Genomic DNA, 14,206 nt, shown 5'->3' on the forward strand with positions numbered 1-14,206 from the left:
ACAATAAAACTATGCCATTATCAGCCAATAACCCAAATAGAACATCATGGTTATACGTCAATAAATACTCGGATTTTCCTATTCAGAATATTCCTTTCGGTGTTTTTCTCACCAGAGAAGACATCATTACCATAGGAACACGAATAGGTGATACGGCCATAGACCTTGGGGCATTACATCAATTGGGTTATTTTGATGGTATTCCTTTAACGGATGATATTTTTCTTCAGGATTCATTAAATGATTTTATTGCTGATGGACGTAAAACGTGGCGAGCTGTCCGTAACCGTGTGGCGGAAATTTTTGATTCTAATAATGAAACGCTTAAGAACAATACCAAACATAAAGAGATCATTTGTTTTCGATTAGATGAAATTGAAATGCAAATGCCAATTCACGTTGGTGATTATACGGATTTCTACTCCAGTAAAGAACACGCCACAAATGTGGGTTCTATGTTTAGGGATCCCGATAATGCCCTTATGCCAAATTGGTTGCACATTCCTGTAGGTTATCACGGCCGTAGTTCCTCGATTGTAACGACACATATCCCTATTCACAGACCACAAGGACAAACATTACCTGAAGGCACCAACCAACCTGTATTTGGCCCAAGTAAACTGGTCGATTTTGAATTGGAAATGGCCTTTATTACAACGGCTGCTAACGATTTGGGAGAACCCATTCCAGTGGAAGAAGCTGAAGAATACATTTTCGGATTAGTGGTATTTAACGATTGGTCTGCAAGAGATATACAAAAATGGGAATATGTACCTCTCGGTCCATTCTTAGGAAAGAATTTTGCCTCTGCCACGTCACCCTGGATTGTGACGCTTGATGCGCTCGAACCGTTTAGAGTAGAAAGTCCAAAACAAGATCCTAAACCTCTCGCCTATTTACAAACTAAAGGCAAACACAGCTTCGATATTCATTTAGAAGCGGGCATTATCCCTAAAGGTGGAAAAGAAACTACTGTTTGTAAAACCAACTTTAAATATATGTACTGGAATATGGCACAGCAATTAGCGCATCATACGGTTAATGGTTGTCCAGTAAATGCTGGTGATATGATGGGTAGCGGTACCATTTCTGGCCCAACTGAAGATTCCTACGGTTCTATGTTAGAATTGACCTGGAAAGGCACAAAACCCATTAAAATGAAAGATGGTACTGAGCGTAAGTTCATTAATGATTATGATACCGTAGTTATGCGAGGTTACTGTGAAAATGATGATGTTCGTATCGGTTTTGGACAAGTAAAAACACAGTTGCTTCCGGTGTTTAATTCGAAAAAGAAGAAATAATTTGAAGTACTAAGATATAAGAAAGAAGCTCAAAGTTGTTATCAATTTCGAGCTTTTGTCATTCTGCCTATTTCCCAAGTACTGATTACTGATTACTGCCTACTTCTTACTTCTTACTGCCTACTGCGTCCTGATTACTAATTACTGCTTCTCAACATTGCAAACAATTAATAATCAGCATTATAAAAAACTTGGCATAGTACTTGGTTTATACTTCGTATAACCTTAAATAATACAAGATTATGAAACGATTTTTACTTTTAACAGTCCTTGTTTCGGTACTCGTATCTTGTAGTGCCAAAAAACAAATCGAACAAGCCATTAGTCATGGTAACTATGATGAAGCCATAGCTGATGCCCTACGAAAGCTAGAGAACAACAAAGACAAAAAGCGTAAGCAAGCTTATGTAGTAATGCTAAAGGATGCTTACGATAAAGTCTTAGCGGAAGATTTGGCACAAATTGCGCATCTAAAAGAAGATGGCAATCCTGAGTTATACAGAACCATTTACGAAGCCTACACAGATCTGGAAGCTAGACAAAATGCTATAAAACGTGTGATGCCATTGAGAATTGAAGGTAGAACCATACACTTTTCCTTTAATGATTATAGTAGCGAATTGGTAGAATACAGGTATAAAACCTCTGATTTTTTAATGGACAAGGCCTTGGATTTATTGGACACCGAAGATAAATTCAATGCTCGTGAAGCCTATAGGCTGTTTGATTATGTGGACAATATCAATCCAAATTTTGAAGACGTCAGAGCCTTAATGCAAGAAGCCCATGCTACGGGTATGGATTATGTCCATGTGTCTATAAAGAACCAAACCCATCAAATTATACCGCAACGATTGGAGGCTGAGCTTTTGGATTTCAATACTTACGGACTAAATCAGTTTTGGACTACTTATCACGCCAATGCTGATACAAATATCGATTACGATTTTGCGATGGAGCTACAACTAAAGCGTATTAATATATCACCAGAACGTATTAACGAGAGGCAGTTGTTGAGAGAACGCGACATTGTTGATGGTTGGGAATACGTGTTGGACGAAAACGGAAATGTGGCCAAGGACAGCTTGGGCAATGACATTAAGGTCGATAGAATTGTAAATGTGAGAGCACGTTTTTTTGAAGTGCTACAGACCAAATCCGCACAAGTGGTAGCTGAAGTGGTATATAAAGATCTTAAGCAAAATCAGGTGATTGATGCTTTTCCGATTGATAGTGGCTTTACTTTTGAGAATGTCTTTGGACGATTTAGAGGCGACCGAAGAGCGTTAAACAGAAATGACAGAGCGCTATTGGGACAAGATCAAATTGCCTTCCCATCCGATGAGCAAATGGTCTACGACTCTGGTGAAGATTTAAAGTTACAACTAAAGAACATCATTAGCCGCTATAGGTTGAATAGTTAATAAATAAAAAAACCTCTCACATTTCGACAAGCTCAATGACCGTGAGAGGTTTTTTTTACCTATAGTTCAATAACCAACAAAGTTTGGACTTTATGGTTAATCAACCTATATATGTCTAATGGTAAATATCTATCTTTTATAACATTGAATGGTTCCTACGTTAATATCAAGTAGCTTGTAAAACCTTTTTTGTTATCGATTTAATGTTTCTAAATAAGACCAATATTTTCATTGGGTTTTAAACATGGAAACATAAAAAATTTCGTTCTGCGCAAGTTTTTTTTCCCTTCTTCATCTAAATCTATATACAACTAATATCAATATAAAAAATGAACAAAATGATGAATAGAAGAAATTATTTCGCCATGTTATTTGTAGTATTGGTTCTAAACTCTTGCTCAACAGACGATGAATCTAATGCCACTACTAATACCACTACAGAAAACCTCCCTGAGATATCGGGTTACCCCATTGTGAGTACAGAGCAAACTCTGTCTTATAATAATACAGGCATCATTTCCTCACCCTCCTCTGGTTCTGATTTTTTTGGTCAAAACGCCAACTATTTGGGTACGAGAGCGAACTATGAAGACAATGGTGATGGCACGGTCACCGATATGGTCACAGGCTTAATGTGGACGCAAAGTCCTGACCTCAATGATGATGGTGTTATCGACAACAACGACAAAATATCGCAAACAGATGCCGAAAGTGGTGCAGTCACCAGCACTTTTGCAGGCTATGATGATTGGAGATTACCAACGATAAAAGAATTGTACTCTTTGGCTATGTTCTATGGTGCTGAACCTGAGGTATTAGCTACCGAACAAGGAAATGCCGTACCCTATATCGATACTGACGTGTTTGAATTTGCCTATGGTGACCTAAATGCTGGTGAACGAATTATTGATGCGCAATTCGCCTCATCTACCATCTACACAAGTACAACCATGAACGGTGATAGGACCATGTTTGGTTTTAACTTCGCAGATGGCAGAATAAAGGGGTATCCTACCGACTTTAATCCTATAAGTCCAGGTGAATCTAATAGGTTTTATGTACTTTATGTAAGAGGGAATACTTCTTATGGGAGCAACACCTTTTCTAATAATGGAGATGGTACCATTACCGATAATGCTACTGGACTCATGTGGAAGCAAGATGATGAGGGAACTGACATGTTATGGGAAGATGCTCTCGCCTATGCGGAAGATCATGAGTTTGGAGGCTATTCAGATTGGAGACTACCGGATGCCAAGGAACTGCAAAGTATTATCGATTATTCACGATCGCCTGCAACGACCAATTCGGCTGCTATAGATGGAATATTTAATTCCACACAGATTACCAATGAAGCTGGACAAGACGATTACCCAATGTATTGGACGAGTACAACGTTTAGCACCACATCACAAGCTAGTGGTACCTATGCCATTTATCTCTGCTTTGGGCGAGCCATGGGCTTTATTAATGGTGACTGGTTAGATGTACATGGTGCTGGTGCTCAAAGAAGCGATCCAAAAACTGGGAATCCAGATGATTATCCCGAAGGACATGGTCCACAAGGTGACGCTATCCGTATCAGTAACTTTATCCGTTTGGTTAGGAATGTGAATTGATTGATAAGCGATAACTTGATAAAAAAAGCCTCTCAAAATGAGAGGTTTTTTATTCTAATAAAAGAAGTTAGGTTTTAAATTCTTAGAAATCCATACGTAGAACTACGTAATTTAGAAGCAGCTTTAATAACAAACTCAAAAGCCTCTAGCATATGCACTAGGCCAACAGGTTGCGCCACCACACTCCGATTTGCAATCTGTTTTTACACGAAAGGAATAGCTCCTCGTTTCGGTATGTTGCTTTACCATGGTCACCACAGAATTTTCATAAACCACACTCGTTCGTCCTGTAGGTACTTGGCTCGATCGGGTAACATATTTATAACCGTCACAGTCGCAATAGTTCCTGAGAGCATCGCCAGCATTTTTCAGTTTTTCAAACACATAGAATGAACTTCCTTTAATTTCCAAATCACACAATACCTTCAAGCCATTGAAAGCTTTTCCACTGACTTGGTACATCGCACCATTGTATTGAATGACATCACCAGAGCTAATCTGCGATATGGATTTGCTTACACCAAAAGTTCTATGTCCATTGCATACCGTATGAGTTTGTGCAGGATTACCGCTCATCACAATTTGCGGTTTTAAACAGTCATTAAAGGCTTTTTGAGCGGCTTCAGCTTTTGCAATTGATGCTTCAAGTTCCTTTAAATATTTTTTTTCGGCTTTGGCCAAATCGAGTTGCCTTTTAATAATAGCTTGCTTCTTTTTAATCGTAAAAACTGGCGAACAAAAGGTATCGTTACTTGTCATAAGCTTTAGGACGCTCTCATCAGCAAATTCATTATACTTACTGTCTATACCGTAGTAGAAAATATATTCACTAGTACGATTATAGTTGGTTAGAAAAGCATGTTTACCGTCCACATCTTGATACCAACCGTTGGGATATTGAAAATAACCCATTTGTTCCTTCTCAGTATTGGGAAGAATCTTAATGCAGGAATCACCATAACCTATATTGGGTTCCGCATCTGCATTATCTGGGTCTTGCCAAAACATTACGGCGTAAGATCTATCGTCTGGAAGTGCTCGCATCTCCCCTATTTTAAAGTGCTCTTTTGCCACGTCCCAACGTGCAGAAGATGTGTAGACCAACCCATACCAAGTATCTGTGTTGAGTTGTACGCCAGACCTAAAGTCATTTTCAACGGATCTATAATAAAAGTAGTTATTACCAGGAATACGTTTATCAATGTCACCGATATAGCATTGAAGTTGAGTAGTGGCAATGTACATCCCAAGACCTGAAGGTTTCCCATCACTTAAATCTCCGAAGTAAAAATAATCTTTGGGATTATAGGTTTCTTCTAAAGAAATAGTTTTGTAAGGTACTTGCGTTAGATCCTCAGCAAAAAACACATCAGGAAAATTGATGGTCTGTGCTTTTTCTAATTTTCCTTGTACCCAAAGACCTTGTACGACAGTACCATCTGGGTTTTTAAGTATGCCTGTACCATTATAGGTATCGTTTAGCAATCCACCGATATATGAACTACCATCACTGAACTTAATATGACCAAAAACATAGTTTCCTTTTAATTTAATATCCTTATTGTTATTTGATGAAAAGAAATTCCCTGATGGAATGCCAGTAAACGATTGTATAGGTTGGCCTTCTTCATAAATCATGGACATCAATCTGGGATAGCCACCATAAAGACCTGTGACTTTTTTTATAGTCGGATCTTTTTCTAATAATAAATCTTTTCCTATACCATATTTAGTATACTCTTTATTGTAACGAAGTATCATTTCACCTTCATACATCGCATTTTGCTCATTATTTTTTGTAAAGTCTACGTTGACTTCGGGTATAAAGTCGTATCCATCCCTTAAGTAATTTACCTTAAATTCGTAGGCCTTACCCTTGAATTTCTCTCCATTGTCTGAGAACGTACCTTTCAAAAGAACATAGGTAATGACTCTTTTTTTGTGCTCTTGAAGTTTGTCTTCATATGGAATGAGATATTTGTCCTTATTAAATTTTTTCTTACGATCTTGAGCCTTAAACTTTTTATCGAAATACAAACTTCTGCGTTCTTTTAAGCTCTTTGTTACGGCTTCGTCTGGCTCTTTGGCTTTATCCTCTGTAATAAATAGGTAGCCACCAACACCATCTTCACAGTTTCCTTCTACACAGCCTTTATATTTTAACAAGAAATAGGCTTTTAAATCGATGTCCTTAACATATTTAGCCTTGGCCAGTACTTTATAGTTTATCTTTTTGGTGCCGACTGTTTTAAGTTGTGGGTATATGAGAGGCAGCATCTCATCTGTTTGGCCAAAAAGAAACAAAGAACCAAAAACATATAAATAGGCTATAATTATGCGTTTCATCTCACTAATATTTTAGGTAACAACCTGATGGGTTACGATTTAAAACTATAAAATCAATTCTTAAAGCTAATCAATTTTAAAGTTTTTTGCACTATTAGAGCTTTATTATGATGCCCATTCACAAACGCTGACACATCATAACTCGCCTTGCTTCGATAACACTTTTTTGACTTCTGGATACTTTACAAATAACTAATCGAACAATTATGAAAAAGCTATTCAATCTCGTTTTCTTAAGCCTCTCTTTACATTCATTATTTTTATACGTACAACAACTATATTATTTTGAAGGAAGAGATTTTCTCTTTGCCATTGGTATCAACCTAAAACTTGTCAATAATAATAAACCTTAATCTAAAATCTATAAGCTTGAGACTGTACTTTTAGTTGGAATGTGTTATAATGTATTATATCATTCCACTTCTTGAATATAAAAAAAGGCCTGACTAGAATTGTCGGTCATTAGAATACGTTCCCCTTCATCAATAATCATACTACCACCGTTTTCTAGAATTCTGTGCTTGGTTGTATTTAAATCCTTAACACCAAATGTACATACCCAATATTCATATTTGCCTTTATAATCATTGGGAATCTGTACCGCATCTGCAATATGTTTATTGTTTTGGGTATAGATTTCAAAATGGTCGTTACTGGTTTTCACAAAAGACCAATCAAAAATACCTTCGTAAAACGGAATAATATTTTTAGTATCAGATATATGGAGTTCGTTCCAAATTAAAGTATTGGCTTCATTCTCTGTTCGTGTAGATTTTAGACTATCCCCTTCATAGATGGTGAATCCAGCGCCTTGCGGATCTCGGATTAAAGCTACCTTACCAAAACATTCTAAAGTTTGTTCCATTTCTACAATAGCGCCCAATTCACGAGCCTTGGAAACGGTACTTTTTATATCATTCACCTCAATGTAGGTCATCCAAAAATGAGGCATTCGCATTTGCTTAAACTTGTCTGGTGTTTCGTAGAGGCCTACAATATCCTTATCGCCTTTATAGGCCACATAATAATCGTAATCCTTATAATAGACCCAACCAAATACGTTTTCATAAAATGCGATCGTAGGTTTCGGGGTATACGTAGATAAATCTGCAAAAATTATAGTATTGGGTTTCATTTCTCAGTTGTTTTTTGACGTTTCCAAATTTCGGTATAAGGCTCTCCATCGACGGTCATTTGTATTTCTAATTCATCATTGTTCTTCAAGCTGATCAGAACTTGATAGTAAGAACCATCTGGCATAAAGAGCTTCCCATTTTTATAAACTCCGTCTTCATAAATAACATCAGTCAAAAAGTAATCGGATTTGGCATTGTTTCCCCTGTATTCTTTAGTGCCGTCGTTATAATAATGAATTTTCCCAACGTAGGTGCCTTTGTATTTTTCGATTTCATAGATACCCATATGATATTCATTTTTCACTTCCCATACTCCAATAATTTGGTCAGCCTGCTGGTTATTTTGATCTAATTTATCCTCAACTTTAGAAGCGCCAACCCTTATGGAGTCCATTTCCTGTCGCATTGATACAATGTGACTTTCAATCAACTCATCCTTCTGCTTTTGCGCATCACTTTTGCATGAGACTAAAGACATAATTGCAAGTGCTCCACTCAATAATCGATACTTTTTCATTACACGTTATTTAATTATACTTCAAAATTAAACGAACAAAACCTTTTAGTTTTTGACTTAAATCAAAAAGTACTTATTCGCTTATATATTTCCTTTAACCGCAACCATTGTTGATAGAATAATGGCAAACTCACAACACTTTCAATATATTGATAGACATACATAATCAAAGCAAACAAGGCGCCATATTCTGTAATCCCCTCTGAAATTGAAATGACTATAGATAGCAGTAAGAAAACAATCATCGCCATCCAACTCAAAGAAAAGTTTATAGTTTCTAAATCAGAAAGCTTTATGTTGATTTTTGTGAGTCGTGTAACGTGATTTTGCAATTCATTTTGTGATGGTAGATTTAAGATGTTCACTTGCGTTTCCAACTCATTATTGTAATCGGAATTATAAGTTGTTATTTTTTTAGAACTCAACCAATACACAATCAACACAAATAAACTCACTGTCAAGGCCAGCAAAAATATATGGGCATTAAGTGAGAGAATTATAAACGTAACTCCAAATAATCCTATAGTATGCTGAATTAGCTCAGGAATTTGGTTTTCCATAAATTCGGTAATTTCATTAAGCATATTTAGACGTGCCGTTTTTTTAGACACTTCTTTAGAATTGTCTACCATCAGTTTAGCGCTTAAATCAATATACAACTTGGCATAAAAACGAGAGTCCATGAGGCGTCGTACACCACCAATAACGATCAATAGGACACCCAAACCTCCAAGATGGTATATGGATGTAAAATCCTTATGTATGGCTCCGTCAACAGCATAACCAATAAACAGCGGCACCAAAATACCAATAAAAGCTTCCGTAAGAATTAGAAGTAAGGTCAACGAGAACCGAAATTTATACCTTTTTAATACCTTTTTAATATCCATAGTACCAATTTATGACTTGCTCTGAATAAACAAAGCTTAACAACGATAGTACTAACCAGACCACGGAAATCAACCAAAACAAAAATGGACTTTCATCTTTGGGGACATGGTCTAAAAAAATGGCTGTCTTAGCTCTAATACCTTGAATACTCCATATTAAAAACACAATAGCAAAATAAAACGAGCTCCAGTTATAGTATAAAGCAAACGGCATAATGATCAAAGCAATAATAGATTTCCAGTACCTCATAAATATTAAATTTAGGTACGCAATGTACTAATGTAAAAGTTGTATTTTTTTGAGCTATATCAAAAAAACTATTTCTCTGCCCGTATTCGACTTAGGGTTTCTTGAGAAATTCCTAAAAAAGAAGCGATAAGACCAAGTTTTACGCGTAATTCAATTTGTGGGAACTGGGTGAGCAATAATTGATACTTTTCTTTTGCCGAAAGGAAAGACCAGCTTTTAGTAAATTCATCTAAAACCGCTAATATATCTTCGGCCAATAAACGTGCAAAATTTCCAAAAGCAGGAAAATCAGCAATGAGCTTTTGAAAATCAGAAAAGCTGATGCGGTAAAGTATGCAATCTTCGAGACATTCAATAGTTTCGAAACTAGGTCTTTGTAAATAAAAACTAGACCAAGCTGTGATGAATTGACCCTCTGAATAAAACCAAGAACTTACCTGGCGACCATCGTGAAAATAAAAGTTGTGCAACATGCCCTTTTCGACAAAATAAAGATATTTGGCACGCTGTCCTTCTTGTAGAATTATATCTCCTTTTTTGGTCTCTACCAACTGGAAAGTACCAGAAATAGACTTTTGCAAATCTGGAGTAATGTATGCATGTTGAGATATATGGTACAAAAGGTCTTGCATCATCAATTAAAGCTTATACAAACCTACTTAAATCCAAATCATTGATAGCGCCATGAGACGCATGGGCAACAACTACACCGTTTCTTATTACTAAGAGTTGTGGTGATTGGTGCATCACCTGAAACTTGTAACCCGTTTCGTTAGACACTTCCCTGTAACTCAATAAATCGAGGTAATATAAATCTGCATTCGTTGTTTCATCGTACAACTCTATAAACTGATTTATTACCATTCTACTGATACCGCAACGTGTTGAGTGCTTAAAAATAAGCTGTGTCTTGGTTTTGGATGCCTCTTGCATAGTGTTAAGTTGCTCTACAGAATTAAGTGCCATCCACGGAAGTATTTTTTCTTCTTTTTTGCCTTTTGAAGCTTTATTTGTACCAAATATTTTTTTAAACATATTCCAATTTGTTTCAATGTCAGTTCGAGTGTCCTGACTGTCCCGATAGCTATCAGGATATATCTAGAACTCGTTATTAGCATCTCGATACTATTTTTCGTTCCGAAAAATCACTCGATGTGACAATCATTATATAACTAAACCCAACGATTTACTTTATTCATATATTTTAAATAGTCTGCTTTAAAATCCCTAGTTAGTCTAGGTTCTTCTACAAAAATTACAAATAAATGAAATGCAATACCTACTGTAACCGTATAAACCAAAAGGCGCAATGAACCTGTAAAAAGAACTTCGCCAATTAATACAAGTGACATTCCCACATACATCGGATTTCTACTATATTTATACAAACCCTTAACCACAAGGGCTTTTGTTTTATGGGCAGGTGATAAAGTCCCTTTACCGTCAATAATAAATCTATAAACGCAATACAACGCTATGGACAGTCCAAAGATGATCAATACTATTCCCAAATAACTCAAAATGCTAAAATCATCTTTTAAAATTGACTTTAACCTGCCTCTTAACAAGAGATAAGGAATAAGACCAACCACTAGACCAGGTTGCAGAATAAAAAATACAAGATTCTTAATATAAAGTAATAGCATAACTTGGTTAAAAAGGACAAAACGTCACTCTAGAGCACACTGTATCAGACATTTTGTCGTTTTTTTCTTACCGACCTGCAATGGTAAGATTATTGACTAAAGATAGTTAAACACAACAATAAAACAATGCTATTGTCATTCAGAGTGTTAGCGAAGAATCTCTTAATAGATCGCTTCGTCCTAAGTCCTCTCAATGACAATAAAAAAAGAAAATAACTAGTATGAATTTTAATAATTATACCATTAAATCACAAGAAGCCATACAGCAAGCACAACAACTTGCCCAAGGCTTTGGACATCAGCAAATAGAAAATGAGCATATTTTTAAAGCCCTTTTCGATGTTGATGAAAATGTATTGCCATTCTTATTAAAAAAACTGAATGTCAATGTATCTATGTTACATCAGATTTTAGATAAAGAATTAGAGCGTTTCTCTAAAGTGTCTGGTGGAGACCTGATGCTTTCTCGCGAAGCAGGCAAAGCATTAAACGAAGCTTCTATCATTGCTAAGAAAATGAATGATGATTTTGTATCTATTGAACACCTTATCCTAGCAATTTTTAAATCGAAGAGTAAAATAGCACAAATTCTAAAGGATCAAGGTGTTACCGAAAAGGCGCTAATTGCCAGTATAGATGATTTACGCAAAGGAGATAGGGTGACGTCCCAAAGTCAGGAAGACACCTATAATTCCCTAAATAAATACGCCAAGAACTTAAATCAGTTGGCACGCGATGCTAAACTAGATCCTGTGATCGGTCGAGACGAAGAGATTCGCAGAATCCTTCAAATTTTATCACGTCGTACCAAAAATAACCCAATCTTAGTGGGTGAACCAGGTACAGGTAAAACTGCGATTGCCGAAGGTTTGGCACACCGCATCATTGATGGTGATGTGCCAGAAAACTTAAAGGATAAGCAAATTTTTGCTTTAGATATGGGAGCACTAATTGCAGGAGCCAAATTTAAGGGTGAATTTGAGGAGCGTTTAAAAGCCGTAATTAAGGAAGTAACCACGAGCGATGGCGACATTGTACTCTTTATTGACGAAATCCATACCCTAGTCGGGGCTGGTGGAGGCCAAGGTGCTATGGATGCTGCCAACATTCTAAAACCAGCTTTAGCTCGAGGCGAATTGAGAGCTATTGGTGCCACCACTTTAGATGAATACCAAAAATATTTTGAAAAAGATAAAGCACTTGAGCGTCGTTTTCAAAAAGTGATGGTCGAAGAGCCAGATACCGAAAGTGCTATTTCTATTCTTCGTGGTATTAAAGAAAAATACGAAACCCATCACAAAGTACGCATTAAGGACGAAGCTATTATTGGTGCTGTTGAGCTTTCAAACCGATATATTACCAATAGATTTCTTCCAGATAAGGCGATTGACCTTATGGACGAAGCTGCTTCAAAATTACGCATGGAAATCAATTCTAAACCAGAAGAGCTAGACGTACTGGATAGAAAAATAATGCAATTGGAGATTGAGCACGAAGCCATTAAACGCGAAAAAGACGAAGCCAAATTAAAGTCCTTAAAAGCTGATTTAGCAAATCTTAAGGAAGAGCGTAATGAGTTGAATGCCAAGTGGAAGAGCGAAAAGGAAATCGTAGAAAACGTTCAGAATATAAAGCAAGATATTGAAAACTTTAAGTTAGAAGCCGAGCGCGCTGAACGTGAAGGCGATTATGGCAAAGTGGCAGAAATCCGTTATGGGAAAATAAAAGAAGCTACTGCACAACTCGAAAACTATCAAAAACAATTGGTAGAACAACAAGACACAGCTTTGATAAAAGAAGAAGTGACCTATGAAGATATTGCTGACGTTGTTGCCAAATGGACAGGCATTCCTGTAACCAAGATGATTCAAAGCGAACGCGAAAAATTACTAAATCTTGAAGACGAACTGCACAAACGTGTCGTCGGACAAGAAGAAGCTATTGAAGCGGTTAGTGATGCAGTAAGACGATCGAGAGCAGGCTTACAAAATCCTCAAAAGCCTATAGGAACCTTTTTATTCTTAGGTACCACAGGTGTTGGTAAAACAGAATTGGCAAAAGCCTTGGCAGAATACCTTTTTGACGATGAAAACGCCATGACACGTATTGATATGAGCGAATACCAGGAACGCCATGCCGTAAGCAGATTGGTAGGTGCACCTCCGGGCTATGTAGGTTACGATGAAGGAGGCCAATTGACAGAAGCTGTAAGACGTAAACCTTACTCAGTAGTTTTACTAGACGAAATCGAAAAAGCACATCCAGATACGTTTAATATCCTATTGCAAGTATTAGACGAAGGTCGCTTAACGGATAATAAAGGACGTATTGCAGACTTTAAGAATACCATTATTATCATGACCTCTAACCTAGGAAGTCAGATTATTCAAGAGCGTTTTGAAGCGACTAAAGACATTCAAACAGCAATTGAAGGTGCCAAATTGGATGTACTTGGCTTGTTGAAGCAAAGCATTAGGCCAGAATTTTTGAATAGAATCGATGACACGATTATGTTTACACCACTTTCTAAGGAGAATATTGTAGACATTGTTAGCCTTCAATTAAAAAGTGTCACTAAAATGATTGCCAAGCAAGGCATTACTTTTGATGCCACACCAGAAGCCAAAGCGTATTTGGCAGAAAAAGGATACAACCCTGAGTATGGCGCAAGACCTGTGAAACGTGTTATTCAGAAAGAAGTATTGAATCAGTTGAGTAAAGAAATATTAGCCGGTCGTGTTACAACCGATAGTATTATTTTACTCGATGAGTTCGATGATAAACTAGTCTTTAGAAATCAAGGCGACCTAGTTGTAGAAGAGTTATAAACAGACTGTAACAATAACGCTTGTAAACAGTCTATATAGTGATTGGTTGGTTTAAGCAACACCGAAATAAATTCGAAAAGCTATCGGATTTTGGACGTGTTGCTTTCCTTTTGCAATAGATTTTGATGTCTTGGCAATATAGTATTCAAAATTTTTACTCTTAAATAAAACGCATCTTATTACAAAGTATTGTGGTGCCATTGGCAATAAATAATGTAAACATACGAAAGTTGTGCTTCTAAAATT

Annotated in this window: 12 protein-coding genes; 4 read left to right on the forward strand and 8 right to left on the reverse strand. The window is 36.7% G+C overall.

Annotation, left to right across the window (positions count from 1 at the left end):
• Positions 1-11 precede the first annotated feature (11 nt).
• From fahA to Q0972_RS17300, 3 genes are all read left to right on the forward strand, one after another.
• Positions 12-1,304 (forward strand): fumarylacetoacetase, encoded by a 1,293-nt coding sequence (gene fahA, locus Q0972_RS17290; protein WP_299368433.1) that lies wholly within the window; start codon positions 12-14, stop codon positions 1,302-1,304.
• A 242-nt stretch (positions 1,305-1,546) separates the two neighbouring features.
• Positions 1,547-2,728 carry a hypothetical protein gene (locus Q0972_RS17295; protein ID WP_299368435.1) on the forward strand — a complete coding sequence of 394 codons (1,182 nt, stop codon included), beginning with the start codon at positions 1,547-1,549 and terminating at the stop codon, positions 2,726-2,728.
• A gap of 338 nt (positions 2,729-3,066) precedes the next feature.
• The gene (locus Q0972_RS17300; protein WP_299368437.1) at positions 3,067-4,347 is read left to right on the forward strand and encodes a DUF1566 domain-containing protein; all 1,281 of its coding nucleotides are present in this window, start codon (positions 3,067-3,069) and stop codon (positions 4,345-4,347) included.
• 135 nt (positions 4,348-4,482) lie between these two features.
• Here the strand turns inward: Q0972_RS17300 and Q0972_RS17305 are convergent, their stop codons facing one another.
• The 8 genes from Q0972_RS17305 to Q0972_RS17340 all read right to left on the reverse strand — a co-directional run bounded on the left by Q0972_RS17305 (position 4,483) and on the right by Q0972_RS17340 (position 11,132).
• Positions 4,483-6,693 carry a hypothetical protein gene (locus Q0972_RS17305; RefSeq protein WP_299368440.1) on the reverse strand — a complete coding sequence of 737 codons (2,211 nt, stop codon included), beginning with the start codon at positions 6,691-6,693 and terminating at the stop codon, positions 4,483-4,485.
• Positions 6,694-7,105: 412 nt separating this feature from the next.
• The gene (locus Q0972_RS17310) at positions 7,106-7,828 is read right to left on the reverse strand and encodes a VOC family protein (protein ID WP_299368443.1); all 723 of its coding nucleotides are present in this window, start codon (positions 7,826-7,828) and stop codon (positions 7,106-7,108) included.
• Positions 7,825-8,346, reverse strand: coding sequence for a DUF2147 domain-containing protein (locus Q0972_RS17315; RefSeq protein ID WP_299368446.1), 522 nt, complete (start codon positions 8,344-8,346; stop codon positions 7,825-7,827). Before Q0972_RS17315 ends, Q0972_RS17310 begins: the two co-directional genes overlap by 4 nt.
• Positions 8,347-8,408: 62 nt before the next feature.
• Positions 8,409-9,236, reverse strand: a complete 828-nt coding sequence (locus Q0972_RS17320; protein ID WP_299368449.1) for an ABC transporter six-transmembrane domain-containing protein — start codon at positions 9,234-9,236, stop codon at positions 8,409-8,411.
• A complete protein-coding gene (locus tag Q0972_RS17325; protein ID WP_299368451.1) occupies positions 9,226-9,486 on the reverse strand; it encodes a hypothetical protein in 261 nt (86 codons plus the stop codon). The genes Q0972_RS17320 and Q0972_RS17325 overlap by 11 nt, the downstream gene beginning before the upstream one ends.
• A 68-nt stretch (positions 9,487-9,554) precedes the next feature.
• Positions 9,555-10,121, reverse strand: coding sequence for a Crp/Fnr family transcriptional regulator (locus tag Q0972_RS17330; protein ID WP_299368454.1), 567 nt, complete (start codon positions 10,119-10,121; stop codon positions 9,555-9,557).
• A 10-nt stretch (positions 10,122-10,131) separates the two neighbouring features.
• Positions 10,132-10,521, reverse strand: coding sequence for a bacillithiol system redox-active protein YtxJ (ytxJ, locus tag Q0972_RS17335; RefSeq protein WP_299368457.1), 390 nt, complete (start codon positions 10,519-10,521; stop codon positions 10,132-10,134).
• Positions 10,522-10,658: 137 nt separating this feature from the next.
• Positions 10,659-11,132, reverse strand: coding sequence for an isoprenylcysteine carboxylmethyltransferase family protein (locus Q0972_RS17340; RefSeq protein ID WP_299368460.1), 474 nt, complete (start codon positions 11,130-11,132; stop codon positions 10,659-10,661).
• A 221-nt stretch (positions 11,133-11,353) separates the two neighbouring features.
• On the opposite strand from Q0972_RS17340, the gene clpB reads away from it, so the two are divergent.
• Positions 11,354-13,960, forward strand: a complete 2,607-nt coding sequence (clpB, locus tag Q0972_RS17345) for an ATP-dependent chaperone ClpB (RefSeq protein WP_299368463.1) — start codon at positions 11,354-11,356, stop codon at positions 13,958-13,960.
• Positions 13,961-14,206: the final 246 nt, after the last annotated feature.

Origin of the sequence: Winogradskyella sp. (assembly GCF_028282165.1) — a bacterium.
GTDB lineage: Bacteria > Bacteroidota > Bacteroidia > Flavobacteriales > Flavobacteriaceae > Winogradskyella.